Raw genomic sequence first — 22,895 nt, 5'->3', positions numbered from 1 at the left:
TTAGACTACGCCCTCCCCTTTTTGAAGCGCGCACAATGCTCTACCGTCTAGCTGCCGACAGCCTCGTGCTGTTTCACCTGTGTTTTATCCTGTTCGTATTATTCGGCGGGCTGCTGGCCCTTAAGTGGCGGCCGGTTATCTGGCTTCACTTGCCCGCTGCCGCGTGGGGCGTGGCCGTCGAGGTCTTTCACCTGCCGTGCCCACTCACGCGCTGGGAAAACTTGCTTCGCCATCTCGCCGGTCAAGACGGCTACGGCGGCGGATTCATCGAACACTACATTCTTACGCTCATCTATCCGGCTGGCCTGACTCCGCAGATTCAACTGGCGCTGGGTGCATTGGTGTTAGTGATCAATATCGCGGTGTATACGCGGCTGATTCGGCGTTACGTACAGCCTTGAGACAGCCGCACGGGTGAAGAATCAGACTCCCTCAGTCCCTTCATAGCCGCCGCCATGTCCGAAGCCTTCGAAGTCCCCAGCCCCCACGAAAAACACATCGAACACACCACCGAACATGCCCACGCAAGAGGAGACAGTTTCGCCAGCCGAATCGCCGTCATGACCGCGCTGATGGCCACTCTCGGCGCCATGCTCAGCTACCAGGCCGGTTCCACCGAAAGCGAAGCGGCGATGGACAAGAACAACGCGGCCATCATCAAGACCGAAGCAGCCAACCAGTGGAACTACTACCAGGCCAAATCCAGCCGCCAAAACCTGGCGGAGCTGGCCACCCATATTCCCGGCGTAGACGCTGCGCATTACAAGGGCGAGATCGAGCGCTACAAAAGCCAGAAGGAGGACGTGCGCCAGCAGGCAGAAAAGCTTGAGGCCACCTCGCGGGAATGGGATGAAAAATCAGAGCAGGCGTTGCACCAGCACCACCGCTGGGCCCAGGCGATGACCGCGATTCAGATCGCGATTTCGCTGGCGGCAATTACGTTGCTCACAAGGAAGGAGTGGTTGAAGCGCATGGCGTATACGGCGGCGGGGGTGGCGGTGGTGTTAGGCAGCCTGGCGTGGTTGCACATCTGACGACGGGAAGATTGATTTCAATCCCCTGCCGGGGCGATTAAAGTACGCCCCCCGAGAATTGAATCTCGGGCTTTAGTCCATGGAGTTTCCCAGTGAAGTACATCAGTAAAGTGGTTGCAGCAGCCGTTCTCGGTTTCACGCTTGCAGGCTGCACCGGCACCGCCATCAAATCCCCGCAATACGACAGCAGCCAATACACCGTCCTGGGCCACAGTGAAGCCAGCGCCACCGGCATTATGCTGTTCGGCGTGATCCCGATCGGCCAGAACAGCCGTTTCGTGCGCGCCCAGGATGCCGCCATCAAAGCAAAAGGCGGCGATGCGCTGATCAACACCCAAGTGCAGGAAAACTGGTTCTGGGCCTGGGTCCTCAGCGGTTACACCACCAAGATTTCCGGTGATGTGATCAAGCTGAAAACCGCGCAGTAAATCCGCTCGGGCTTTCACCTGAGCCCGCGACGTATCATGGGCCACCCTTTCGAGGATGACCCATGAACCTCAGTATCCTCTACGCACTCGCCGCCGCCGCCCTGTTCGGCGCCAGCACCCCGCTCGCCAAAAATCTCGGCCAGGGCCTCTCGCCCGTGCTGCTCGCCGGCCTGCTCTACCTCGGCAGCGGCGTCGGCCTCGCCGGCGTGCGCCTGATCCGTGACCGTGGCTGGAAACCCAGCGGACTGACCTCATCGGAATGGCCCTGGCTGCTCGGCGCCATCGCATTCGGCGGCTTCCTCGGGCCTGTCGCGCTGATGTTCGGCCTGACCCGCACGGCCGGCGCAACCGCCTCCCTGATGCTCAACCTGGAATCAGTGCTGACCGCCGTCATCGCCTGGGTCGTGTTCAAGGAAAACGCCGACCGTCGCATCGTCCTGGGGATGATCGCCATCGTGCTGGGCGGCGTGGTGTTGTCATGGGCCGACGGCGGTGGCACGAGCCATGACTGGACGGGGCCGCTGGCGGTTGCCGTGGCGTGCCTGTGCTGGGGGATTGATAACAACCTGACGCGCAAAGTGTCTGCGTCGGACGCGCTGTTTATCGCCGGGACCAAGGGGTTGATTGCGGGGCTGGTGAATGGCGGGTTGGCGCTCTATTTCGGAGCGCAAATCCCGGGTATGGCGCAGCTGACGCCTATCTTGCTGGTTGGTTTTCTGGGCTATGGCATCAGCCTGGTGATGTTCGTGCTGGCGCTGCGCGGACTGGGCAGTGCACGCACGGGAGCCTATTTTTCTACCGCGCCGTTTCTGGGTGCCGCGATTGCGGTGCTGATGTTGGGTGAGTCAATGACATTGGCTTTCTGGATTGCATCGGCGTTGATGGCCATGGGCGTTTGGCTGCACCTGACGGAACGGCATGCCCATGATCATCAGCATGAGGCCATGGAGCACGGACATCGGCATGTGCATGATGAACATCACCAACATGAGCACGGGTTTGAGTGGGATCCGGCTGAGCCCCACAGCCATGTGCATGTGCACAGTCCGCTGAGGCACAGCCATGCGCATTTTCCGGATGTGCATCATCGGCACAGGCATTGAGGGGCGATGGGCATGGCTCTGAGACCAACAGACGCCCGATCGGCTGGCTTTTATCCGCTAACTCAAGGTGCCAATAGCCCACATCGTGCCACTGACCGAGCTTATAACCGACTTGAGGATAGGTACCGATGTGTTGGAAGCCAAACCGCTCATGCAACTTGACGCTGCCTGAATTGGGCTGAGAAATGCCAGCATAGGCCAGACGATAGCCCTGCCGAACCAGAAGCTCGGTGCTGACTTGCATAAGCATATGCCGACCACCTTGCCTTCTCGAACCGCCACCAGATATGGATAGATCCGCAGCGTTAGCTCAATGCGCTGCTGTATCTCTTCAATACTAGGCGGCACCTCTTCAAAGGAAATAGCCGAGCCGGTCACTACCGAGGCATAGATAGCCTGGATGGCAACAGCATCTCCAAGCCGTGCCGCTCTGATTTCAATGGACATTGATTGAACTCAGATTGAACGCTGGTTCACGCGCGCCATGAGCTGTTCCGCGCTTTCCTTGCGTTCCGAGTAACGATCCACCAAAAACGCCTTTTGGTCACGCAGCAACAGGGTGAACTTCACCAGTTCCTCCATCACATCGACCACGCGATCGTAAAAAGCAGAAGGCTTCATTCGGCCTGCCTCGTCGAACTCCATATAGGCTTTCGGTACAGAGGATTGATTGGGTATCGTGAACATGCGCATCCAGCGACCCAGTACCCTCAACTGATTAACCACATTGAAGGACTGTGAACCACCGCAGACCTGCATCACGGCCAGGGTCTTTCCCTGGGTGGGGCGAACAGCGCCGAGTTCAAGAGGCACCCAGTCGATCTGCGCCTTGAACACCGCTGACATCGCGCCATGCCGTTCTGGTGAACACCAGACCTGACCTTCCGACCACAACATCAGATCCCGCAGTTCCTGCACCTTAGGATGATTCACCGATGCGTCGTCGGGCAGTGGCAACCCACTAGGATTGAACACACGGGTTTGCGCACCAAAGTGCTCCAGTAAACGCGCAGCTTCTTCGACCAGCAGACGGCTGAAAGAGCGCTCGCGGGTCGACCCATACAGCAAGAGAATTCGAGGCTTTTGATCTTTCGGGCGAGATGCAATTGGCAGGGGGTCGAACAGAGAGAGGTCTAGGTTGGGCAGTTGCTCTGACATATGTCCTCCTTCTCAGTGTTTGCTGATTTGATCCAGCTCGCGTTTGAGTTCATCGCGGCTGAGGCTGTTGAAGGGAAGCGCAAAGAACGCTTTACAGCGTTTTTCGATGCAAGCGAGCGTGGCTCGGAAAGCAGCATCAACTTCTTCTTCGCCCCCCATCACATCGGAAGGATCTTCCAGGCCCCAATGAGCTTTCACGGCTGGGCCGAAATAGACCGGGCAAGACTCGCCAGCTGCCTTGTCGCATACGGTAATGACGATATCCGGAGGGTTATCTTCGAACGCTTCGTTGCCCTTGCTGCTCAAGCCTTCGATGGAAATGCCCGATTGGGTCAAAGTCGTCAAACTGCGAGGTAGCACCTGCCCCTTGGGAAAGCTTCCGGAGCTCACCGCTTTGAAACCCTCCGGCGCCAGGTGGTTGAACATGGCTTCTGAAAGAATGCTTCGGCAGCTGTTGGCCGTGCACATGAACAAGACTCGCATTAATTACTCCTTCCACTCTTCGCGGACATTAAACACTTAGGCGCAGCGCCAGCTTCGATAGGGTTAACGGTTGGGATTAGCAGCAGGCAACATCGCGGACAGGGCGTCCATCCATATTCTGTAGACGGGAAGTGTCGCCCTGCAGCCAGTGAACGTTGGCTCGTAACGTCACTTGCAGGATCTCGTGCACCCAGCTGGGAAGGTCCGGATTTAAGCGGTAGTAAACCCAGAGTCCCTGCCGACGATCCAGCAGGAGACCACTGCTGCGTAACTGTGCGAGGTGACGGCTGATCTTCGATTGGCTGTCGCCGAGAGCGCACATCAGTTCGCAGACGCAGAGTTCTCCTTGGGAGGCAATCAGCAAAGTAGCGCGTGCGCGAGTTTCCTCTGCAAGGCTCTTAAACACTTCTGGAGGCGTAATCATGTGGGCCACTTGCTATATGTGAATAACCGAATATACGGATACATACATATTTAAAGCAAGCTATCGATCGGGTGGGTTTCTTTGGGGCGATGGGAACCGTACGCAGGACCTTCGTGAGCGCCCATACGAGATGACCCTGTCGCAAACCCGCTAACGGGGCTTTTTTTGAACGCCAAAAACCACAAACCCCCGACTTTCTCTAGGAAAATCAGGGGTTTGTGTTTGTAGAATGTGGCGGTGAAGGAGAGATTCGAACTCTCGATACAATTTCTTGTATACACACTTTCCAGGCGTGCTCCTTAAGCCACTCGGACACTTCACCGTATCTCGTCAAACCAGTTCAGTCTGTCGAGGCGCGCTAATGTAGTCGAAAGCCTTTCTGATGGCAAAGGTTTTTTTCAGAATTTTCATGCGGTTAGACGGTTATACCGGAATGGGCCCGCGGGAGGACAGTGATTATGCCAATCTCGGGGAGGGTTCAGAGGGTCTTCGCTGGGTACTGTGCCCGGCTGCAGGCCATTTTCGACCAGGGATACGGGAAAAGGCTGACTGGCCAGTCAGTCATTGCGCTTTACCGGAACGGGCGTGGTGGGTAACGTCTGCTGCATTCTTCTATAACAAGTCCTACAAGGAACCGCGTCATGAGTGAGTTGATTGCCTACCACCTCGAAGACGGTATCGCGACCCTGACCTTGAGCAACGGCAAGGTGAATGCCATTTCTCCAGATGTTGTCAGTGCGTTCAATACAGCGCTGGACCAAGCCGAGAAAGATCGGGCGGTGGTGGTGATCACCGGCACGCCGGGGATTTTGTCGGGTGGTTATGATTTGAAAGTGATGACGGCAGGCCCTAAAGAGGCCATCGGCCTGGTCACGTCGGGCTCGACGTTGGCGCGTCGTCTGTTGTCGCACCCATTCCCGGTAATTGTGGCGTGCCCTGGGCATGCCGTGGCCAAGGGCGCGTTTCTGTTGCTGTCGGCCGATTATCGGATTGGGGTGGAAGGCCCGTTCAGCATCGGCCTGAATGAAGTGGCAATCGGCATGACCATGCACCACGCAGGGATCGAGCTGGCGCGGGATCGTCTGCGCAAGTCGGCGTTCCACCGCTCGGTGATCAATGCCGAGATGTTTGACCCGCAGGGCGCGTTGCAGGCCGGTTTCCTCGACAAGGTGGTGGCGCCTGAAGAACTGCACGCAGCGGCACTGGAAGCGGCGCGCCAGTTGAAGAAGATCAATATGAATGCCCACAAGCACACCAAGTTGAAAGTGCGTAAAGCGCTCCTGGAAGCCTTGGACGATGCAATTATCCAGGATCAGGGCCACAACCTGAGCTAAGTCCCTACACCTGCTGTGCCAGAGCCCGACCTTGTGTCGGGCTTTTTCTTACACGTAAATCCGAAACGCCCCTAGCCGCTCTAGCCAGCCAGTGTCGGCACATGTTGAAACATACGCTTAAACATCGCCTATCTCCGACCTCTACCTGGGTAATTGCCGAAGTCAGTGCACATCCGTACACTGCGCCACCTTTTGTCCCGATAGGCCGTGTCGATGCTTTTTCTGCTGCGTATGTTGTTGATGGGCCTGCACTTTATGGTGGCGGGTGTGCTCGGGGTTTTTCTAGGTATCTGCCGGCCGTTCAACCCGGACAACAGCCGCCTGTGCGCGCGCCTGTATGCGCTGCCCGCGATGCGCATCTTGCGACTGAACGTGAAGGCCGATGTCGACTCGCTGCGCAACAAGCCCGGCACCTGCGTGGTCATCGCCAACCACCAGTCCAACTATGACCTGTTCGTGGTGGGCACTGTAGTGCCCCATCGCACAGTGTGTATTGCCAAAAAGAGCCTGAAATGGGTGCCGTTGTTCGGCCAGTTGTTCTGGCTGGCAGGCAATGTGTTGATCGACCGCGGCAATGCGCACAAGGCGCGCCGTGCGATGCTGACCACCACCCATACGCTGCAACACAAAGACACGTCGATCTGGGTGTTCCCGGAAGGCACGCGCAATCTGGGCAAGGGTCTGCTGCCGTTCAAGAAAGGCGCGTTTCATATGGCGATTGCGGCGGGTGTACCTATCGTGCAGGTGTGCGTCAGCAATTACGTCGTTCATATGAAGCTTAATCGCTGGAACAGTGGTGATGTGCTCATACGTTCTTTGCCACCCGTTCCTACAGCCGGGCTGACAGCGAATGACGTCCCTGCGTTGATGCAGGCGTGTCAGGCGCAGATGGATGCATGCATTGCAGAACTGGACCGCGAAGTGCAGTCCGCCTGAACACGTTATTTGGGCGCTCCTTCCCCATCGCGAGCAACCTCGCTCACCACACAAAGCTCGCCGCAACGACGTCTACAACGGAACGCCATTCAAGCTAAGCTGCCCAACATCTGTCCTCCAAACAAGAAGTGATCAGCACCATGGGTAGAGTTGTTGCGGCAGCCGTCTACAGCGCCGGTAAGAAAGTCTCTGATATCACCCTTGATGAAGGCGCCGCCTGGGCCGCCAAGCCCGGGCATTTTGTGTGGATCGGCCTGGAAGAGCCCGATGCCCAGGAGCTGGCCAACCTGCAGCGCCAGTTCAACCTGCATGAACTGGCCATCGAAGACGCCCTGGAAAAACACAGCCGCCCCAAGCTCGAAACCTTCGGCGATGCGCTGTTTATCGTCACCTATTCACCGGTGCGCGAGAACGGCAAGCTGGAGTTTATCGAAACCCATATCTTTGCCGGCACCGGCTATATCATCACCGCCCGCAACGGTCACTCAGCGTCCTACGGCTTTGTGCGCCAACGCTGTGAGGCGCGCCCGCTGTTGCTGGAGCATGGGGAAGATTTCGTACTCTATGCGTTGCTGGATTTCGTCACCGAAAACTACCAGCCGGTCAGCGAGGCGATCCACGCCGAGATCGATGAACTGGAGCGCAACGTACTGTGCAGTTCACTGAGCGAACGCGATATTCAGAAGATCCACGGTCTGCGCCGCGATGTGCTGCGGCTCAAGCGGTATGTGGCGCCGATGGTGGAGATCAGCCAGGAGTTGCAGAAGCTGAGCTTCCCGTTTATCGACAAGAACATGCGCCCGTATTTTCGTGATGTGCAGATCCACGTGACACGGCAGATGGAGGACCTCACTACCCTGCGCGACATCGCCAGCCAGACGATCGAAATCGGGGTGTTGCTGGAGGCGTCACGCCAGAGCGTGGTGCAGCGCAAGTTTGCCGCGTGGGCGGCGATCCTAGCATTCCCCACCGCGGTGGCAGGGATTTATGGGATGAACTTCCAGAACATGCCCGAGCTGCAATGGCACTATGGCTATTTTGCGGTGCTCGGGTTTATTGCGGTGGGATGCACCAGCCTGTGGGCCAGTTTCAAACGCTCGGGCTGGCTTTAAGCTTTGTGCGCCACAAACCGCATCATCCATTCCGCCACGGTGGCGCCGTGGTGGTCGCGCTCCAGGCTGGCGACACCATTCGTGTAAACCGTTTCCCCGAGGGTTGTCTGAAGAATCTCCAGCAACTCGCGCGAATAGTCGTGGATAAATTCCGGGTGGCCTTGGAAGCACAGCACCTGGTCGCCAATGTGATACGCCGCGAACGGGCAAAAATCGCTGGAGGCGATGACCGTGGCATTGTCCGGCAAGCTGGTGACTTGGTCCTGGTGACTGATCAACAGCGTCAACTCAGGCACCTCAGGGCTCATCCACGGAGCCTTGGCATCGAGTTTGTAGTCATGAATGCCCATGCCCCAGCCTTTGCTGGCGCGCTCAGTCTTGCCGCCGAGCAGCAATGCCAACAACTGGTGACCGAAGCAGATACCGAGCAATTTGTCGCCACGCTCATAGCGCTGCAGCAAGTAGGTCTTGAGGGTCTGGATCCAAGGGTCGGTACCGAAGGAATCGGCCTTGCTGCCGGTAACGAGGTAGGCATCAAACACTTCATCGTCTGACGGATATTCGCCCTGCACCACGTTGTAAACCACAAACTCGGCAGCAATCGGCTGCTTGGAGAACAGGCGCTTGAACATCTGCCCGTAACCTTGGTACTGATCGATCAAGCCTGGACGCAGGATATCGGTTTCCAGGATGCAGACGCGTAGCGACATAAAAAATACCTGACACGGCGATGGGAATATTGAACACCCAGAGCCTGCCTTGAAACACCCCTTCAAGGCAAGCCCCTCCATTAATCACCGAAACACTTCACTCCTCGCCGCCTTCTCCAGCAACAACACTGGCGGCGCAAAGCGCTCCCCATATTGCTCAGCCAGATAACGCGCACGGGCGATGAAGTCGTTCAAGCCGTACTGATTGATAAACTGCAACGCCCCACCGCTCCACGCCGCAAAACCAATGCCGAAGATCGATCCCACATTGGCATCAGCGGTGGACATCAACACGCCCTCCTCCACACAGCGCACAGTTTCGATGGCTTGGATAAACAGCAAACGGTCGCGCACATCCTGTGGCGAAATCTGCTGGCCCGGCCGTTCAAAGCGGGCTTTCAACTCCGGCCACAGGTACTTCTGCCCTCCAGCGGGATACTCGTAAAAACCGCCACCCGCCGCCTTGCCCGCGCGTTTGTATTCATTCACCAACAGATCGATGACCGCCGTTGCCGGATGCCCTGGCACCGTCTTACCTTCGGCCTGCAAATCCTTGGCCGTCTGCTGTCGGATATGGCTCATGAGGCTGAGGGACACTTCATCGGACACCGCCAGCGGCCCCACCGGCATACCGGCCTTGCGCGCCTCGGTCTCGATCATCGGCGCGGCCACACCTTCACCGAGCATGGCGATGCCTTCATTGGTGAACGTGCCGAACACCCGCGAGGTGAAGAAGCCGCGACTGTCGTTGACCACAATCGGAGTTTTCTTGATTTGCAGGACGAAATCGAAACCTCGGGCCAGGGTTTCGTCCGAGGTCTGGGCGCCCTTGATGATTTCAACCAGAGGCATCTTGTCCACCGGGCTGAAAAAATGCAGGCCGATAAATTTGCCTTGATCCGCCACAGCTCTAGCAAGGCCGGTGATGGGCAACGTTGAGGTATTGGAGGCGATCACCGCGTCGGCTCCGACCACACGTTGCGCGGCGGCCGAAACCTTGGCCTTAAGTTCACGGTCTTCGAAAACGGCCTCAATGATCAAATCGCAGCCGACCAAATCAGCATCCGAGGCAGTAGGGTAAATCCGCGCCAAGGTGGCTTCCCGCTGCTCGGCGGTCAATTGCCCACGGCTGACCTTCTTGTCCAGCAGCGCGGCCGAATGTGCCTTGCCCTTCTCGGCGGCGGCCTGGGTGACGTCCTTGAGCACCACCTCGATCCCCGCACAGGCGCTGACATACGCAATTCCAGCCCCCATCATCCCGGCACCAAGCACACCCACTTTGCGTGTCACGTAAGGTGAAAAACCCTTGGGTCGCGAGCTGCCGGCGTTGATTTCATTGAGCTGGAACCAGAAGGTGCCAATCATGTTTTTCGCCACTTGCCCGGTGACCAACTCGGTGAAGTAACGGGTTTCGATCAAGTGCGCGGTGTCGAAGTCCACCTGAGCGCCTTCAACGGCAGCACAGAGGATTTTCTCTGGAGCCGGAAAACAGCCATTGGTTTTGCTGCGCAGGATCGACGGTGCAATCGCCAGCATCTGCGCGACTTTTGGGTTCGATGGAGTGCCGCCGGGAATCTGGTACGACTTGTTGTCCCAGGGTTGTTTAGCCTCGGGATTGCCGAGAATCCAAGCGCGGGACTTGGCCAGCAGCCCATCGCGGTCCTCCGCCAGTTCGTTGATCAACCCCGCCTGGAGCGCCTGTTGCGGCCGTACTTTTTTACCTTCCAGCAAATACGGCAGGGCTTTTTCCAAGCCGAGCATGCGCACCATACGCACCACGCCACCGCCGCCCGGCAGCAAGCCGAGGGTGACTTCCGGCAATCCAAGCTGCACCGATTTGTCATCCAGCGCCACACGGTAATGACAGGCCAGGCAAATCTCCCAGCCGCCGCCCAGGGCCGCGCCGTTGATCGCGGCCACCACCGGCTTGCCGAGGGTTTCCAAGCGACGCAACTGCGCCTTAAGCACCAACACGCTCTCATAGAAGTCCTTGGCGTGGGACTTCTCGACCTTGATCAGTTCATTGAGGTCACCGCCCGCGAAAAAAGTCTTCTTTGCAGAGGTGATAATCACACCGGCAATGTGGTCCTTTTCCGACTCAAGGCGCAGAACCGCAGCGGCCATGGCATCGCGGTAAATACCGTTCATGGTGTTGGCGCTCTGGCCGGGCATGTCGAGAGTCAGCACCACAATTTGGTCCTGGCCTTTTTCGTAACGAATGGCATCGGTCATTAGAAATTCCTTAGGCTCAGAGACGTTCGATAATAGTGGCGATGCCCATGCCACCGCCGACACACAGGGTGGCCAGGCCGTAGCGCTGCCGGCGCACTTCAAGCTCGTCAAGCAGAGTGCCAAGGATCGCGCAACCAGTGGCGCCCAACGGGTGGCCCATTGCGATGGAACCGCCGTTGACGTTGACGCGTGCGGCATCGATGCCCATGTCCTTGATGAATTTGAGCACCACTGAGGCAAAGGCCTCGTTGACCTCGAACAGATCAATGTCTTCCACGCGCAAACCGGCCTTGGCCAAGGCTTTTCGTGTGGCTGGCGCGGGCCCCGTGAGCATGATGGTGGGATCAGTGCTGGTAACCGCCGTGGCGACGATGCGCGCCCGCGGTTGCAAGCCCAGTTCGCGCCCCTTCGCTTCAGAGCCGATCAACATCAGTGCGGCGCCGTCGACAATGCCGGAGCTATTACCCGGGGTATGTACGTGGTTGATGCGTTCCACATGGCTGTAGACCCGCAGAGCCGTAGCGTCGAAGCCCATTTGCCCCATCATCTCGAAGCTCGGTTTGAGATTGCCCAGGCCTTCAAGGGTCGAGTCGCCACGGATAAATTCGTCATGGTCCAGCAGGACAATACCGTTCTGGTCCTGCACCGCGATCAACGACTTGCTGAAGGAACCGTCGGCACTGGCCCTGGCCGCTTTCTGCTGGGACTGCAGGGCAAAGCTATCGACATCCTGGCGACTGAAACCCTCCAGGGTGGCGATCAGATCCGCGCCGATGCCTTGGGGTGTGAAGTGGCTGTGCAGGTTGGTCTGCGGGTCCAGCACCCAGGCACCGCCATCGCTGCCCATGGGCACACGGGACATAGACTCGACTCCGCCAACCACCACCAGGTCTTCAAAGCCGGAGCGCACTTTCATCGCCCCCAGGTTCACTGCTTCAAGGCCCGAGGCGCAGAAGCGGTTGACCTGTACGCCAGCGACGCTGATCGCCCAGTTCGCTACCAAGGCGGCGGTCTTGGCGATGTCGGCGCCTTGGTCGCCCACTGGGGTGACGCAGCCGAGCACGATGTCATCCACTTGGTGGGTGTCGAGGTCGCTGCGTTGCGCCAGCGCCGTGAGCAGACCTGCCACCAGATTTACCGGTTTCACGCTGTGCAAGGCGCCGTCTGCCTTGCCTTTGCCCCGTGGCGTGCGTATCGCATCAAAGATCAAAGCTTGGGTCATGACATCCTCGAACCATTGCGCAGTAGTGCCCTTACCTTAGGCCCGATTGACACGGTTTCAATGACGGATGCGCTCATTGCTTTTGACCCCCACGCTCGGACGAACGGTAGGCCCCTAAGCGCATAGGCTGATTAATCGTTTTAGCTGTCTAGCCAAGGCATTGGCGCCAAGATGGCGTTCTGCCTCATGCCTTTTTAAGCTGAAATCCTGATTAGCTGATATGAAATGGATCTAAGCCGCGAAGAACGAGGGCTCTAAGGTTCAATCAGTAAGATGTTGCTGCCGGGTTTTGCTGGAGCAACTGTAAGAAAAGTGACACGTCATAGCGCCATACTGAAATAAAACGGCACGTATTTGACGCTCAGGAATAACAACAAAAGGCAGTCAGCCATGTTCAAGCATTCGAAAGTACGTCAGGCGGGACTTATTCTGTTCGCCACCACACTGATTCTGATACTGCCCAATTTGACCAAGGTCATTGGGTGACCCTCTATCCTCCGCGCTTTGTGCATCAGGATTGCAGCTTTTTGGCAGCACCTGCCGGGACTTCGTGCATAGCGACCCCGTTGCAGGGGCTGCCTTTTTACGCGCGTTTTTCCGGTATTGTGAGTCCCATTGCCACTTAACACGGGGCCTCTGTCTTGAAACCGATCTTCGCACTCTTAGCCTTGTTGCTTGCTCTGCCCGCAGCCGCGGCGCAATTGACTATCGAACTGGACCACACCCGCAAGACCTGGCAGACCGCCGACCTGCTCAAGCATCCGGATGCGCAGACGGTGCAGATCGTCGATGACGTTTCCTACAAGCGCAACATGACCTATCGCGCGGTGCCGCTGGCGGTGCTCTTACCAGGCCTAACGCCACAGAGCCATGTGCAAGCGGTTGCCCTGGATGGCTTCGCTGCAGAACTGACCGCCGCACCGCTGCTGGAACAAAACGGCGCCCGCGCGTGGTTGGCCGTGGAAGACCCGGCCAAACCGTGGCCCGCCCTGACCGATGGCAAACACAGTGCCGGCCCGTTTTATCTGGTGTGGACCGACCCGCAAGCGGGGCACATCAGCCCCGAGCAGTGGCCGTTTCAAGTCTCGACAATCAAGCAATTGAAGACCGTAGCCGAACGCTTCCCCGCGCTGCTGCCCGATCCGGAACTGGCGGCGAATGACCCCATCAACCAGGGCTTTGCCCTGTTCCAGAAAAACTGCCTGGCGTGCCATCGCCTCAATGGCGCGGGCGATGCGCAAGTGGGTCCGGATCTGAATATCCCCTACAGCCCTACCGAATATTTCGGTGGGGATTTCCTCAAGCGCTATATCCGTGATCCGCAGAGTTTGAGGCATTGGCCCCAGGCGAAGATGCCGGCGTTCGCTGCCAGTGTGTTGCCTGACAGCGAGCTGGATTTATTGGTGGGGTATTTGAAGCATATGGCGGGGCGTAAGCAGCAGCCCTGAGCCAGCCTCCTTCGAAAGATAGTTTTCGTGTAGTGAGCGGGCTTGCCCCGCGCTGGGCTGCGCAGCAGCCCCAATACAGCAGAATTTTGTCGGGCAGGCATTACGCGGCGGATGGTCTTGGGGCTGCTTCGCTGCCCAGCGCGGGGCAAGCCCGCTCACCACAGAAAGCTCTCTCCCCCCAACAAGCCACGACCCACTCATCATTTATTGCTGCTGCACAGAAACCACCGGCGTCGGCGCCACAAACACCTTCGCGTGCATTTGCTCATGCCCGCCGCCACGACGCATGCCGCGTACGGGGCACGCATCCAGGTAATCCAGTCCCACAGCCAGCTTGAGATGCCGCTCCGGGCGCGCCAATTGGTTGGTCACGTCAAAACTGTACCAGGCGTCATCCAACCAGGCTTCGGCCCAGGCGTGGCTGGCCAGATGCGTACTGTCTTCGGTGTACAAATACCCCGACACATACCGCGCAGGAATGCCCAGGCTGCGTGCGCAGGCCAGGAACGCGTGGGTGTGGTCCTGGCACACGCCCGCAGCCCCAGCGAAGGCCTCGGCGGCGCAGGTGTCGACCTCAGTAGCGCCTGGCGTGTAGACCATCGCTTGGTTGAGCGCGTGCATCAGGTCGATCAGCGCGGTGCGATCACGACGCTGATGACAATGCTGTGCAGCGAAGCCACGCAAGGCGTCATCCGGTTCAGTCAGGCGCGTGCAACGCAGGAACGGAAACGCCGACTGGCTCTCATGCTCGGCTTCGCGTAATTCGTCGATATCCACTTGGCCACGGGCGCCGATGATGATGGCGTCATGGGGTTCGTCCAGAGTCAACACGTGCAGGATATTGCCGAAAGGGTCCACTTGAGCGCGCACCGGGCGCGGCAGGTCCAGTTGCCAACTGAGCACGTGCTGACGCTCGCTGTCATGGGGCGTCAGGCGCAGGTATTGGATGCTGGCGCGAACCTGGTCCTCGTAGTGGTAGGTGGTTTCGTGGCTGATGGAGAGTCTCATGCCGCCTCCAGGTAGGAACTGTAGATGGCGTCGCCCAATTGGCGGACCAGGGGGATAAAGTCGGTCAGCCAGGCGTGCAGGCCTTCCTCAAGGATTTCATCGATCGCGGTAAAGCGCAGGCGCGCGTCCATTTCGGCGGCCAAGCGCTGGGCCGGTCGACCGTTGAGGCCGGGCAGGCTGGCAAGGATCTGGTCGATTTCTTCACTGCAGGCGCGCAGCGAGCGCGGCACATCGGCGCGTAACAGCAATAATTCGGCGACTTGCCGGGCGCCAGGGGCATCGCGATAGATCTCGGTGTAGGCCTCGAACGACGACAACGCCCGCAGCAAGGCACTCCATTGATAGTAGGCGTGGGCCGTGCCATCGGTGACGGCTTCAGCACGGTCGCCGGCCATTTCATAGCGCGCATCAAGCAAACGCAGGGTGTTGTCAGCGCGTTCGATAAAGGTGCCCAAACGAATGAAACGGAATGCATCGTTGCGCATGATGGTGCCGTAGGTCGCCCCTCGAAACAGATGGGAGCGTTCCTTAACCCACTCACAGAAGCGACTCATACCGTAGCGGCTGAGACCTTGCTGAGCGATATCGCGAATATCCAACCAAGTGGCGTTGATGTTTTCCCACATGTCGGCGGTAATTCGCCCACGCACCGCATGGGCGCTGGCCCGCGCCGAGCCGAGGCAACTGTAGATGCTCGCCGGGTTGGCCGCGTCCAGGGCAAAGAAGTGCAGCAGGCGTTCGGCATGCAATTCACCGTGGCGCTCGCGGTAATCATCCAGGGTGCCGGTGATCAGCAGCGGCATGGCTAATTCATGCAGGCCATCGCCGCGCCCATCCTGAGGCATCAGCGACAGCGAATAACTGACATCGAGCATGCGCGCGAGGTTTTCCGCACGCTCCAGATAGCGCGACATCCAATACAAATCCGAGGCAGTTCTACTCAACATGGCATTCAGTCCTCAACCACCCAGGTGTCTTTGGTGCCGCCGCCCTGGGACGAGTTGACCACCAGCGAACCTTCGCGCAGCGCCACGCGGGTCAAGCCACCCGGCACCACACGGGTTTCCTTGCCGGACAGCACAAACGGGCGCAGGTCGATGTGGCGCGGGGCGATACCGTTTTCGACAAAGGTCGGGCAGGTGGATAAACATAGGGTCGGCTGTGCGATATAGGCATGAGGCTTGGCTTTGATTCGCGCCCGGAACGCTTCGATTTCAGCCGCCGTGGACGCCGGCCCCACCAACATCCCGTAGCCGCCGGAGCCTTGGGTTTCCTTGACCACCAGGTCCGGCAGGTTGGCCAGTACGTGGGACAATTCGTCAGGCTTACGGCATTGAAAGGTAGGAACGTTCTTTAGGATCGGTTCTTCATCCAGATAGAAACGGATCATCTCGGTAACGAAGGGGTACACCGACTTGTCATCCGCCACCCCGGTGCCGATGGCGTTGGCCAGCACCACGTTGCCGGAGCGATAGGCCGCCAGTAGGCCCGGCACACCGAGCATGGAATCCGGGTTGAAGGCCAGCGGGTCGAGGAACGCGTCATCGAGACGGCGGTAGATCACGTCCACCGCCTTAGGTCCGTCAGTGGTGCGCATGAAGACGCGGTCATCACGTACGAACAGATCGGCGCCCTCCACCAGTTCCACACCCATTTCCCGGGCAAGGAACGCATGTTCAAAGAACGCGCTGTTGAAGCGCCCCGGCGTCAGCACCACCACGCTGGGGTTATCCAAAGGACTGGAGCTTTTAAGGGTGTCGAGCAACAGGTTGGGATAGTGGTCGATGGGCGCGATGCGCTGGGCGGCGAACAGTTCGGGGAACAGGCGCATCATCATCTTGCGGTCTTCGAGCATGTAGCTCACGCCGCTCGGTGTGCGCAGGTTGTCTTCAAGCACGTAGTAAGTGCCGTCGCCATCGCGTACGAGGTCGACCCCGGAGACGTGGGAATACAGGTCGCGATGCAGGTCCAGCCCCTGCATCGCCAACTGGTATTGCTCGTTAGCCAACACCTGTTCGGCGGGGATAATCCCAGCCTTGATGATGCGTTGCTCGTGGTACAGGTCGGCAAGGAACATGTTCAGCGCCTTGACCCTTTGGATACAGCCGCGCTCCACAATTCGCCACTCACTGGCGGGGATACTGCGAGGGATGGTGTCGAAAGGAATGAGGCGTTCGGTGCCCTGCTCGTCGCCATAAAGCGTGAAGGTGATACCGGCGCGATGAAACAGCAAATCGGCTTCACGCCGGCGCTGGGCCAGCAGTTCTGCAGGGGTCTCGGCCAACCAGCGGGCGAACTCGCGGTAATGGGGGCGGACCTGCCCCGCTCCATCGTACATTTCGTCGTAATAAGTGCGGATCATGCCGTACTCCTTGTCACCCGGACGCAAGAACCATCGCAAGGCCCGTGCCAGCGGCATAAACACTTAAAAATCAGTGAGTTAAATAAAATCGAAGCGCTGATCGCACCGTCCTGGTGCGCAGAACGCCCGTCGTATTGCTGCACGCTTCATCGCAATGCAGGCTTTGACTATCAACAGCATAGCCAGAGTTGATTTCACTGCCGGACGAAGGGTGCGGATAATCGCCTCCATCAGCTGAACAGGATCTTTCCTACAGCTTTACCCCTTGCACACTCGGTACCGTGACAGCTCGTGTACTGACTGACTCCTACGGTCTTCCCTTTCAGCCATCCTTTTAGGATGGCTTTTTTTTTGGTGCACGAAAAGGCAGCGCAAGTTCCAGGAATTTTCTCGCAACCCATACAAAATCGGCCGACCCTAAGGTCAGCCGATACGCTGCGTTACTCATACAATTGCGCTACATGGGTAACCCACGCACCTCCTGCTTGACGCCCCATCCTTCGATGATCCCGCCCAGCGGCTCGACCACCGCCTCAAAGTCCTGCTCGAAGTCTCCTATGCCGTCGTAGGTGGCGAACATGATTTTGCTCAGTTCCAGGTACCAGGCGCCATCGTCGCGCGCGCTGACCTGGGCATTCAGTGATTCTCCACGAAACTCACCCGCAGCCCTGCGCGCCCGTTCCTCATCCGGGAAAATGGCGTAGAACTCGATGGGGTGGAAGCGTGAAAAGTCGAAGCCGCCCTCTTTCATGCGGCGCAGAACGTTGGTGCTGATGTCTTCTTGATAGGCTGTGCTCATGAAACGTCCTCCTCAAACTGATGGATAGACTTTCCGTGCTTCCCAAAGCCCCGCGCGCTGCTGGCGCGGGCACCACGGCAATAACATCACCGCAGGAAAACAAGCATGTAGCTGACAAGACCAGACCTTAGCGATTCATTCGCTGATCTCACTTGCAGAGTAGCGCGAAGCTATCACCTCCACCAGAGGCGCATGGATGGCATAGCGGGAATGTTCAGACGGCGGGCGAGATATCGAGGATCTGGATACTGTTCTGGTCTTTCAGGATCTTGACCGTAGGCTCGGGCTTGCGGCCCTCCAGGTCATTGAGGTCGAGTTCTGCTGCGACGGGGACCAACTTGTTGCGAATCATGTGTGCCGCATCTTCGAGGCTGGGCTTTTGGTCGCAGGTGAACTGCTCCACGGACTGGACGCCGTGATCATCAACGAAGGTAATCTGCCACTTTTGCATCGGTGCCTCCTCGATAAAACCCGTGTTTGGGCTTACAACTATCTGGACCTTGAGGGCCCGGAAAACGTTCCGCTCAAGTCCGGAGACACCTGATCAACTGCACTTATTTTTCAGCGTGTTCTTTCAAGGCTTTCAAAGTGTTGAACGGCGCGTCCACCACAAACTTGTTCGCCAACCACGAAGGCACGCTGCCGCCTGGCTCGGTGTGAACCTGATAAGTGACTTCGGTTTCATTGGCGCCTTTAGGCACCAGCTTCCAGAAACCCTCAACCTGGGCAACACGCACGTAACCTTTCTCTTCAGGCTTGTACGTAGGCACGCCCTGCAACTTGCGGGTCACGCTGCCATCGGCGTCCTTGGTGGTGGTGACATGGATATACGAATCGCGATCGGTCACCGGGAACGGCGCCTTGAACTGGGTGTAAGTCCAGGCCTCATCGCCTTTCTTGTCCACCAGCTTCTGGGATTTGCACTCATGAATCCATGAACAGGCGCCTGCCACATCTTCCTGCAGGGCCTGGATCTTGGCGACAGGGGCCTTGATCACGGTCACACCGCGATACGCCTTGTACTTGGAGCCGGCGATTTCGCTCAGGGAAATCTTGATACCGTCCTCATCCTTCGCGACTTGCCAATCCTCAGCCTGGGCAGTGGCAGCGAACAACACCGTAAACCCGCACAGCACAGCCATTCGTTTCAGCGAACCCATTGTTGTATTCCTTATTGTTGAAGTTCCGATAGTAAAGCCCATCAAGCCGCCGTCATCTGCTCCCACCAGCCGATCAACCGGATCGCGTCGGCTTGGTCGGTGCCGCAGACATCGATATCCGCCTTGAAATCACTGCACACCGCCGGGCGTTCCGGTTGGCCGAACAGTTGGCACAGCTGTTCGACCGACAGGTGCAGGCAGCGTTCGCCCGCCGGTTTGCCATGGGGCATTCCGGGTAATGGCGAACTGATGGAGGGAGCGATGCAGCAAGCGCCACAGCCTTCACGGCAATTCATGACCAGCAGGTCCTCGACGACTCAATAGGGATGGCCGGGCTAGAGTACGCCCTTAAACAGCCGTTTTAAAATGGTCTAACAGGGGTTTTTCGCATAAAAAAAACATGACTGACCAGTCTGCGACAGATGGTCATTGGCCTGCGTCACGTCTATGGGAAACGTTTATTGCTTGAACTCGAATTCCAGCGCGGCACCTTCCACGTCACGGCGCTCTTCGTTCCGCAGTTGTAGCTTCATCTCATTGCTGAGCAGACGGCCATTGATCTGGAAGGCACTGTTGTCGGTGGGCTTTTCGCCAAACATTGGCGGCAGCAACGGCACGCTCTGGGGCTTGGGCATGGTGCCGAGGGGCTGCAGGTGCCTGACCATGTCCGACGGCAGCGACAGATCCAACTGTGCCGGTGGCAGCTTGGTCTGTGCCACTTCCTGGGCTGACTTGGACTTTTTCGCCTTCGCTACACGCTTTTTCGCCGTGGCGGCTTGTTTCTTCGTAACGGAGGCTTGCTTGGCGGGGCTTGGTTTCTTTGCCGGAGCGTTCTGCTCGGTAGTGGCAGCAGGCTTGTTTTCAGTCACAGGTGCCGCCGCCAGCACTGTGCTGACGTTGCACAGGCTTAACAGGCCAATCACCAAAACAGCACGAACAATCGAGGTCATATCGCCTACAGCATTAACGGCAGAGGGCCATATGCTCGCTTGTTGTGCGCGCCATGACAAGGGCGGTGATTAGCCAGCTATCGGAGTTGTCCCCTTTCAGCGCCTCAAAATCCTGCCGCGGTTTCCTGACACAACTGGCTGGCCAGCATCCCCAACGTCATCAGCGCCCGCTCTGCCTCGCGGTTCCACGGGGTGCCGCAGTTAAGGCGAATACAGTGGTTGAACTGCTCGGTGTTACTGAAGATCAACCCCGGCGCGATGCTGATGCCCTGTTGCAGGGCGCGCACGTGCAGTTCCTGGGTATTGACGCGTCCGGGCAAACTGACCCACAGGATAAAACCGCCGGTCGGACGGGTCATCTGGGTGCCTTCGGGAAAATACTGCTGCACTGCCAGTTGGAAGGCGCTGAGATTCTTGCGGTATTCCTGGCGGATGTAGCGCAGATGCCGGTCGTAGCCGCCGTTCTCCAAGTACGCCGCCACGCCCATCTGAGTGACGCTGCATGCCGAATGGGTACTGAACATCTGCAGGCGCTGAATTTCCTGCTGGTACTTACCGGCGATCATCCAGCCGATACGCACGCCCGGAGACAACGTCTTGGAGAAGCTTGAGCAATAGATCACCCGGTCCAGGCGGTCGTAGGCCTTGAGGGCCTTGGTGCGACCGATTTCGAACATCAACTCGCCGTAGATATCGTCCTCGACAATCTGGATATCGAAATCCGACGCCAGGCGCAGCAACTGTTTCTGCCGCTCCTCGGGCATGGTGCCGCCCAAGGGGTTGCTCAGGCGCGTGGTCAGCACCAGGGCCTTGATCGACCATTGGTTGGCTGCCAGTTGCAGGGCCTCCAGGCTCATGCCGGTGGACGGATCACTGGGGATCTCAATGACTTTAAGGCCCAGCAAGTCGGCCAGTTGCAGCAAGCCGTAATACGTCGGTGATTCAGCCGCGATCAAGTCGCCGGGGCGCGTCAGCACGCGCAAAGACATCTGCAATGCATCGACACAACCGTGGGTGATGACTACTTCGGACGGGTCAACCACAACGCCCGCATCGCGCATGCGGATCGCCACTTGGCGGCGCAGCGGCTCGAAACCTGGGCTGAACATATAACTGAACGCGCGCGGGCTCTGGAACCGCGTGACCTTGGCCAACTGCTGGTGGAGCGCCCGCACCGGCAAGTAGTCGACACTCGGCACGGCGGCGCCCAGCGGGAACACGCCTTCGCGGCGCGATTCGCCCAAAACCTGCTGAATGATGCTGCTGCGCGTAACCAACCCCGGGCGCTCGACCCGTGCGATGTCCGGTGTCGGCGCCGTGAGCGCTGGCGTCTGGTGCACGTAGTAGCCGGACTGCGGCCGCGCCCGGATCAGCCCCTGGTCTTCCAGGTTGGCGTAAGCCTGCAATACCGTGGCGTGGCTCACATTGAGCTGGGAGCTCATCTTGCGCACCGAGGGCACGCGCTCACCCGGTTGATAGACACCGCGTCGGATGTCCTCAGCCAGTTGCTGGGCGATACGTTGGTAAAGCAACAGATTGGTCATGACGCAGCACTCGATTTCACGGGTATTTTATTTTTGTGTGAAACATACCGGCACAGTTTGAAAGTGTACGGGGACAGTTGCCACAATAGTCGAGCGCGCGCGGGAGTGACAGTAAAAACTGTAAGGGTGTCGGATAGAATTTTCAGGTGTATACGAAAAAACTGTGGGAGGGGTCTGGCTCCCGATTGCGGTGGTTCAGTCAGCCTTTTCGGTGACTGATATTCCGTCATCGGGGGCAAGCCCCCTCCCACAGTTTTGATCGGTACAAGACTTTAGCGAGCGGCGCCCAGTTGGCCTTTCTCGTCGGAAAACACAATCTCGACCCGACGGTTCTGCGCGCGACCTCGTTCGGAGGCGTTGGCTTCCACCGGGTATTGGTCACCATAGCCTTCTACCTGGATACGCTTTTCATCGATTCCCAGATCCACCAACACATCGGCCACCGATTGCGCGCGGTCACGGGACAGTTTGAGGTTTTCCTGCTGGCCGCCGGTGTTGTCGGCGTAACCCTCAATGCGCACTACGCGCTTGGGGTTCAATTGCAGGAACTGCACGATTTTCAGCACGGTGCGGTTGGCCGAGTTCTTCAACTCCGCTTCGCCGGTATCGAACAGCACATCGCCCAAGGTCATCACCAGGCCACGATCGGTCTGGGTGGTGGTCAGGCTGGCTATCTGTTCTTCCAGCCATTTGCCCTGTTGCTGCACGCTGATCAGCTTGCTTTCACGCAGGGCCAGTTGCAGGCGCTGGCGTTCCAGTTCGAGCTTGGCGGCGCGTTCCTCGTTGAGTGCCTGCTCGGTGTGTTCACGGGCGATGGCACTGTAGCGCTGGCTCAGGTAAGCGTAATGCACCACGTCGGCGCCGCTGCCCCAGTAGCTGGACAAGCGGTCAGCCCGCGCCAGGGATTCACCGGCGCGAATCACGTCTTTAGGCGCGATGCGCAGCACGTTGGCGTCTTCCTTAACCTTCTGGAAGTCGCTGCCGGCCTGTTGCAAGGCTTGCTCGCCATTCGGGTGACTGGCGCAACCGCCCAGCACCGCACTGCCCAGCAGCACGGTAAAACCCACTCCACGGATCATCCGACTCATTGGGCTTCCCCTAACTGCAATTGCTTGCGCAAGCGCGTGATGCGGGTGTTAAGCACGTTCAGTTGTTCCTGGCTCTTGCGAGTCAGCACCTGGGCTTCGGCCAGGCGCGCGTCCAACTCGGCCTGTTCGGCCTGCATGCGCGCGTCTTTGTAGGATTGGTCGGCCATTTCGGCCTTGGCCTGGGCGAATTTGTCTTCGGCCAGCTTCAGTTCAGGGGATTCATCGGCGCTGGCACCCACCGCGTTGGCTTGCTCCAGGGCTTGCTGGGTGAGGCGAATTTGTTCATTCGGCGCAGGATCGGCCGCACATCCCGCCAGAGCGACAACGGCGAGGGCCGCGAAAAAAGGTCGAAGAGTCACT

The 22,895-nt window shown here is 58.4% G+C and carries 25 protein-coding genes, 1 tRNA gene and 1 pseudogene; 8 read left to right on the top strand and 19 right to left on the bottom strand.

Annotated features, from left to right (window positions below):
• Positions 1-35 precede the first annotated feature (35 nt).
• The 4 genes from CKW32_RS15440 (at position 36) to CKW32_RS15425 (ending at position 2,565) form a co-directional block, all read left to right on the top strand.
• Positions 36-401: a DUF2784 domain-containing protein gene (locus CKW32_RS15440; protein WP_032887544.1), complete on the top strand. Its 366-nt coding sequence runs from the start codon at positions 36-38 to the stop codon at positions 399-401.
• A gap of 54 nt (positions 402-455) precedes the next feature.
• Positions 456-1,034 carry a DUF4337 domain-containing protein gene (locus CKW32_RS15435; RefSeq protein WP_032887542.1) on the top strand — a complete coding sequence of 193 codons (579 nt, stop codon included), beginning with the start codon at positions 456-458 and terminating at the stop codon, positions 1,032-1,034.
• Positions 1,035-1,126: 92 nt separating this feature from the next.
• Positions 1,127-1,462 carry a hypothetical protein gene (locus CKW32_RS15430; RefSeq protein WP_032887540.1) on the top strand — a complete coding sequence of 112 codons (336 nt, stop codon included), beginning with the start codon at positions 1,127-1,129 and terminating at the stop codon, positions 1,460-1,462.
• A 62-nt stretch (positions 1,463-1,524) separates the two neighbouring features.
• Positions 1,525-2,565: a DMT family transporter gene (locus CKW32_RS15425; RefSeq protein ID WP_095185334.1), complete on the top strand. Its 1,041-nt coding sequence runs from the start codon at positions 1,525-1,527 to the stop codon at positions 2,563-2,565.
• Positions 2,566-2,590: 25 nt separating this feature from the next.
• Here the strand turns inward: CKW32_RS15425 and CKW32_RS15420 are convergent.
• The 5 genes and pseudogenes from CKW32_RS15420 to CKW32_RS15400 form a co-directional block, all read right to left on the bottom strand.
• Positions 2,591-3,012 (bottom strand): annotated as a pseudogene (locus CKW32_RS15420) (N-acetyltransferase family protein); the annotation flags it as partial.
• 9 nt (positions 3,013-3,021) lie between these two features.
• Positions 3,022-3,723: an arsenical resistance protein ArsH gene (gene arsH / locus CKW32_RS15415; protein WP_032887537.1), complete on the bottom strand. Its 702-nt coding sequence runs from the start codon at positions 3,721-3,723 to the stop codon at positions 3,022-3,024.
• A 12-nt stretch (positions 3,724-3,735) separates the two neighbouring features.
• Positions 3,736-4,206, bottom strand: coding sequence for an arsenate reductase ArsC (locus CKW32_RS15410; protein ID WP_032887535.1), 471 nt, complete (start codon positions 4,204-4,206; stop codon positions 3,736-3,738).
• A 76-nt stretch (positions 4,207-4,282) separates the two neighbouring features.
• Positions 4,283-4,630, bottom strand: a complete 348-nt coding sequence (locus CKW32_RS15405; RefSeq protein WP_032887533.1) for a metalloregulator ArsR/SmtB family transcription factor — start codon at positions 4,628-4,630, stop codon at positions 4,283-4,285.
• Positions 4,631-4,862: 232 nt separating this feature from the next.
• Positions 4,863-4,952 (bottom strand) — tRNA-Ser (locus tag CKW32_RS15400).
• Positions 4,953-5,271: 319 nt separating this feature from the next.
• On the opposite strand from CKW32_RS15400, the gene CKW32_RS15395 reads away from it, so the two are divergent.
• The 3 genes from CKW32_RS15395 to CKW32_RS15385 all read left to right on the top strand — a co-directional run bounded on the left by CKW32_RS15395 (position 5,272) and on the right by CKW32_RS15385 (position 8,012).
• Entirely contained in the window at positions 5,272-5,964 is a 693-nt protein-coding gene (locus CKW32_RS15395) for a crotonase/enoyl-CoA hydratase family protein (protein WP_032887461.1), read from the top strand.
• Between the two features lie 213 nt (positions 5,965-6,177).
• Positions 6,178-6,900, top strand: coding sequence for a 1-acyl-sn-glycerol-3-phosphate acyltransferase (locus CKW32_RS15390; protein ID WP_095185333.1), 723 nt, complete (start codon positions 6,178-6,180; stop codon positions 6,898-6,900).
• A 140-nt stretch (positions 6,901-7,040) separates the two neighbouring features.
• Positions 7,041-8,012: a magnesium and cobalt transport protein CorA gene (locus tag CKW32_RS15385; protein WP_032887457.1), complete on the top strand. Its 972-nt coding sequence runs from the start codon at positions 7,041-7,043 to the stop codon at positions 8,010-8,012.
• Here CKW32_RS15385 and CKW32_RS15380 read toward each other — a convergent pair.
• The 3 genes from CKW32_RS15380 to CKW32_RS15370 form a co-directional block, all read right to left on the bottom strand.
• Positions 8,009-8,722, bottom strand: a complete 714-nt coding sequence (locus CKW32_RS15380) for an amidotransferase (RefSeq protein WP_032887456.1) — start codon at positions 8,720-8,722, stop codon at positions 8,009-8,011. The genes CKW32_RS15385 and CKW32_RS15380 overlap by 4 nt on opposite strands.
• Before the next feature lie 84 nt (positions 8,723-8,806).
• A complete protein-coding gene (locus tag CKW32_RS15375) occupies positions 8,807-10,954 on the bottom strand; it encodes a 3-hydroxyacyl-CoA dehydrogenase NAD-binding domain-containing protein (RefSeq protein ID WP_095185332.1) in 2,148 nt (715 codons plus the stop codon).
• 16 nt (positions 10,955-10,970) lie between these two features.
• Positions 10,971-12,176 (bottom strand): acetyl-CoA C-acetyltransferase, encoded by a 1,206-nt coding sequence (locus CKW32_RS15370; protein ID WP_095185331.1) that lies wholly within the window; start codon positions 12,174-12,176, stop codon positions 10,971-10,973.
• 641 nt (positions 12,177-12,817) lie between these two features.
• Between CKW32_RS15370 and CKW32_RS15365 the strand changes: the two genes are divergently transcribed.
• Positions 12,818-13,624, top strand: a complete 807-nt coding sequence (locus CKW32_RS15365) for a cytochrome c (protein WP_095185330.1) — start codon at positions 12,818-12,820, stop codon at positions 13,622-13,624.
• A 204-nt stretch (positions 13,625-13,828) separates the two neighbouring features.
• Here the strand turns inward: CKW32_RS15365 and CKW32_RS15360 are convergent, their stop codons facing one another.
• The 11 genes from CKW32_RS15360 to CKW32_RS15310 form a co-directional block, all read right to left on the bottom strand.
• Positions 13,829-14,632 carry a transglutaminase family protein gene (locus CKW32_RS15360; protein WP_095185329.1) on the bottom strand — a complete coding sequence of 268 codons (804 nt, stop codon included), beginning with the start codon at positions 14,630-14,632 and terminating at the stop codon, positions 13,829-13,831.
• Positions 14,629-15,579, bottom strand: coding sequence for an alpha-E domain-containing protein (locus CKW32_RS15355; protein WP_032887448.1), 951 nt, complete (start codon positions 15,577-15,579; stop codon positions 14,629-14,631). The genes CKW32_RS15360 and CKW32_RS15355 overlap by 4 nt, the downstream gene beginning before the upstream one ends.
• 5 nt (positions 15,580-15,584) lie before the next feature.
• Positions 15,585-16,994 carry a circularly permuted type 2 ATP-grasp protein gene (locus CKW32_RS15350; protein ID WP_032887446.1) on the bottom strand — a complete coding sequence of 470 codons (1,410 nt, stop codon included), beginning with the start codon at positions 16,992-16,994 and terminating at the stop codon, positions 15,585-15,587.
• A 457-nt stretch (positions 16,995-17,451) separates the two neighbouring features.
• Positions 17,452-17,793: a ribonuclease E inhibitor RraB gene (locus CKW32_RS15345; protein WP_015885395.1), complete on the bottom strand. Its 342-nt coding sequence runs from the start codon at positions 17,791-17,793 to the stop codon at positions 17,452-17,454.
• Positions 17,794-18,007: 214 nt separating this feature from the next.
• Entirely contained in the window at positions 18,008-18,244 is a 237-nt protein-coding gene (locus CKW32_RS15340) for a hypothetical protein (RefSeq protein ID WP_032887444.1), read from the bottom strand.
• A gap of 103 nt (positions 18,245-18,347) precedes the next feature.
• Positions 18,348-18,953: an START domain-containing protein gene (locus CKW32_RS15335; protein WP_032887442.1), complete on the bottom strand. Its 606-nt coding sequence runs from the start codon at positions 18,951-18,953 to the stop codon at positions 18,348-18,350.
• A 41-nt stretch (positions 18,954-18,994) separates the two neighbouring features.
• Positions 18,995-19,249, bottom strand: coding sequence for a YkgJ family cysteine cluster protein (locus CKW32_RS15330; protein ID WP_032887441.1), 255 nt, complete (start codon positions 19,247-19,249; stop codon positions 18,995-18,997).
• Between the two features lie 162 nt (positions 19,250-19,411).
• Positions 19,412-19,903 carry a translation initiation factor 2 gene (locus CKW32_RS15325; protein WP_095185328.1) on the bottom strand — a complete coding sequence of 164 codons (492 nt, stop codon included), beginning with the start codon at positions 19,901-19,903 and terminating at the stop codon, positions 19,412-19,414.
• Positions 19,904-20,007: 104 nt separating this feature from the next.
• Entirely contained in the window at positions 20,008-21,447 is a 1,440-nt protein-coding gene (locus CKW32_RS15320; RefSeq protein ID WP_032887437.1) for a PLP-dependent aminotransferase family protein, read from the bottom strand.
• A 272-nt stretch (positions 21,448-21,719) separates the two neighbouring features.
• Entirely contained in the window at positions 21,720-22,535 is an 816-nt protein-coding gene (locus tag CKW32_RS15315) for an OmpA family protein (RefSeq protein ID WP_032887435.1), read from the bottom strand.
• On the bottom strand, positions 22,532-22,894 hold the full coding sequence (locus CKW32_RS15310; protein WP_095185327.1) for a DUF4398 domain-containing protein: 363 nt from the start codon (positions 22,892-22,894) through the stop codon (positions 22,532-22,534). The genes CKW32_RS15315 and CKW32_RS15310 overlap by 4 nt, the downstream gene beginning before the upstream one ends.
• Between the last annotated feature and the right edge of the window lies 1 nt (position 22,895).

The organism is Pseudomonas sp. Irchel 3H9 (assembly GCF_900187495.1).
In the GTDB taxonomy this organism is placed as follows: domain Bacteria; phylum Pseudomonadota; class Gammaproteobacteria; order Pseudomonadales; family Pseudomonadaceae; genus Aquipseudomonas; species Aquipseudomonas sivasensis.
Note: the sequence above shows the minus strand (reverse complement) of the source record. Positions and strands in the feature narration are given on the sequence as shown.

What these genes read in the sequence shown, in the direction of transcription:
- CKW32_RS15330 (WP_032887441.1), bottom strand. Translation starts at nt 19,249, where the DNA reads ATGAATTGCCGTGAAGGCTGTGGCGCTTGCTGCATCGCTCCCTCCATC.
- CKW32_RS15395 (WP_032887461.1), top strand. Translation starts at nt 5,272, where the DNA reads ATGAGTGAGTTGATTGCCTACCACCTCGAAGACGGTATCGCGACCCTG.
- CKW32_RS15380 (WP_032887456.1), bottom strand. Translation starts at nt 8,722, where the DNA reads ATGTCGCTACGCGTCTGCATCCTGGAAACCGATATCCTGCGTCCAGGC.
- CKW32_RS15375 (WP_095185332.1), bottom strand. Translation starts at nt 10,954, where the DNA reads ATGACCGATGCCATTCGTTACGAAAAAGGCCAGGACCAAATTGTGGTG.
- CKW32_RS15325 (WP_095185328.1), bottom strand. Translation starts at nt 19,903, where the DNA reads ATGACCTCGATTGTTCGTGCTGTTTTGGTGATTGGCCTGTTAAGCCTG.
- CKW32_RS15315 (WP_032887435.1), bottom strand. Translation starts at nt 22,535, where the DNA reads ATGAGTCGGATGATCCGTGGAGTGGGTTTTACCGTGCTGCTGGGCAGT.
- CKW32_RS15370 (WP_095185331.1), bottom strand. Translation starts at nt 12,176, where the DNA reads ATGACCCAAGCTTTGATCTTTGATGCGATACGCACGCCACGGGGCAAA.
- CKW32_RS15440 (WP_032887544.1), top strand. Translation starts at nt 36, where the DNA reads ATGCTCTACCGTCTAGCTGCCGACAGCCTCGTGCTGTTTCACCTGTGT.
- CKW32_RS15320 (WP_032887437.1), bottom strand. Translation starts at nt 21,447, where the DNA reads ATGACCAATCTGTTGCTTTACCAACGTATCGCCCAGCAACTGGCTGAG.
- CKW32_RS15405 (WP_032887533.1), bottom strand. Translation starts at nt 4,630, where the DNA reads ATGATTACGCCTCCAGAAGTGTTTAAGAGCCTTGCAGAGGAAACTCGC.
- CKW32_RS15350 (WP_032887446.1), bottom strand. Translation starts at nt 16,994, where the DNA reads ATGATCCGCACTTATTACGACGAAATGTACGATGGAGCGGGGCAGGTC.
- CKW32_RS15340 (WP_032887444.1), bottom strand. Translation starts at nt 18,244, where the DNA reads ATGCAAAAGTGGCAGATTACCTTCGTTGATGATCACGGCGTCCAGTCC.
- CKW32_RS15360 (WP_095185329.1), bottom strand. Translation starts at nt 14,632, where the DNA reads ATGAGACTCTCCATCAGCCACGAAACCACCTACCACTACGAGGACCAG.
- CKW32_RS15425 (WP_095185334.1), top strand. Translation starts at nt 1,525, where the DNA reads ATGAACCTCAGTATCCTCTACGCACTCGCCGCCGCCGCCCTGTTCGGC.
- CKW32_RS15345 (WP_015885395.1), bottom strand. Translation starts at nt 17,793, where the DNA reads ATGAGCACAGCCTATCAAGAAGACATCAGCACCAACGTTCTGCGCCGC.
- CKW32_RS15390 (WP_095185333.1), top strand. Translation starts at nt 6,178, where the DNA reads ATGCTTTTTCTGCTGCGTATGTTGTTGATGGGCCTGCACTTTATGGTG.
- CKW32_RS15335 (WP_032887442.1), bottom strand. Translation starts at nt 18,953, where the DNA reads ATGGGTTCGCTGAAACGAATGGCTGTGCTGTGCGGGTTTACGGTGTTG.
- CKW32_RS15385 (WP_032887457.1), top strand. Translation starts at nt 7,041, where the DNA reads ATGGGTAGAGTTGTTGCGGCAGCCGTCTACAGCGCCGGTAAGAAAGTC.
- arsH (WP_032887537.1), bottom strand. Translation starts at nt 3,723, where the DNA reads ATGTCAGAGCAACTGCCCAACCTAGACCTCTCTCTGTTCGACCCCCTG.
- CKW32_RS15410 (WP_032887535.1), bottom strand. Translation starts at nt 4,206, where the DNA reads ATGCGAGTCTTGTTCATGTGCACGGCCAACAGCTGCCGAAGCATTCTT.
- CKW32_RS15355 (WP_032887448.1), bottom strand. Translation starts at nt 15,579, where the DNA reads ATGTTGAGTAGAACTGCCTCGGATTTGTATTGGATGTCGCGCTATCTG.
- CKW32_RS15435 (WP_032887542.1), top strand. Translation starts at nt 456, where the DNA reads ATGTCCGAAGCCTTCGAAGTCCCCAGCCCCCACGAAAAACACATCGAA.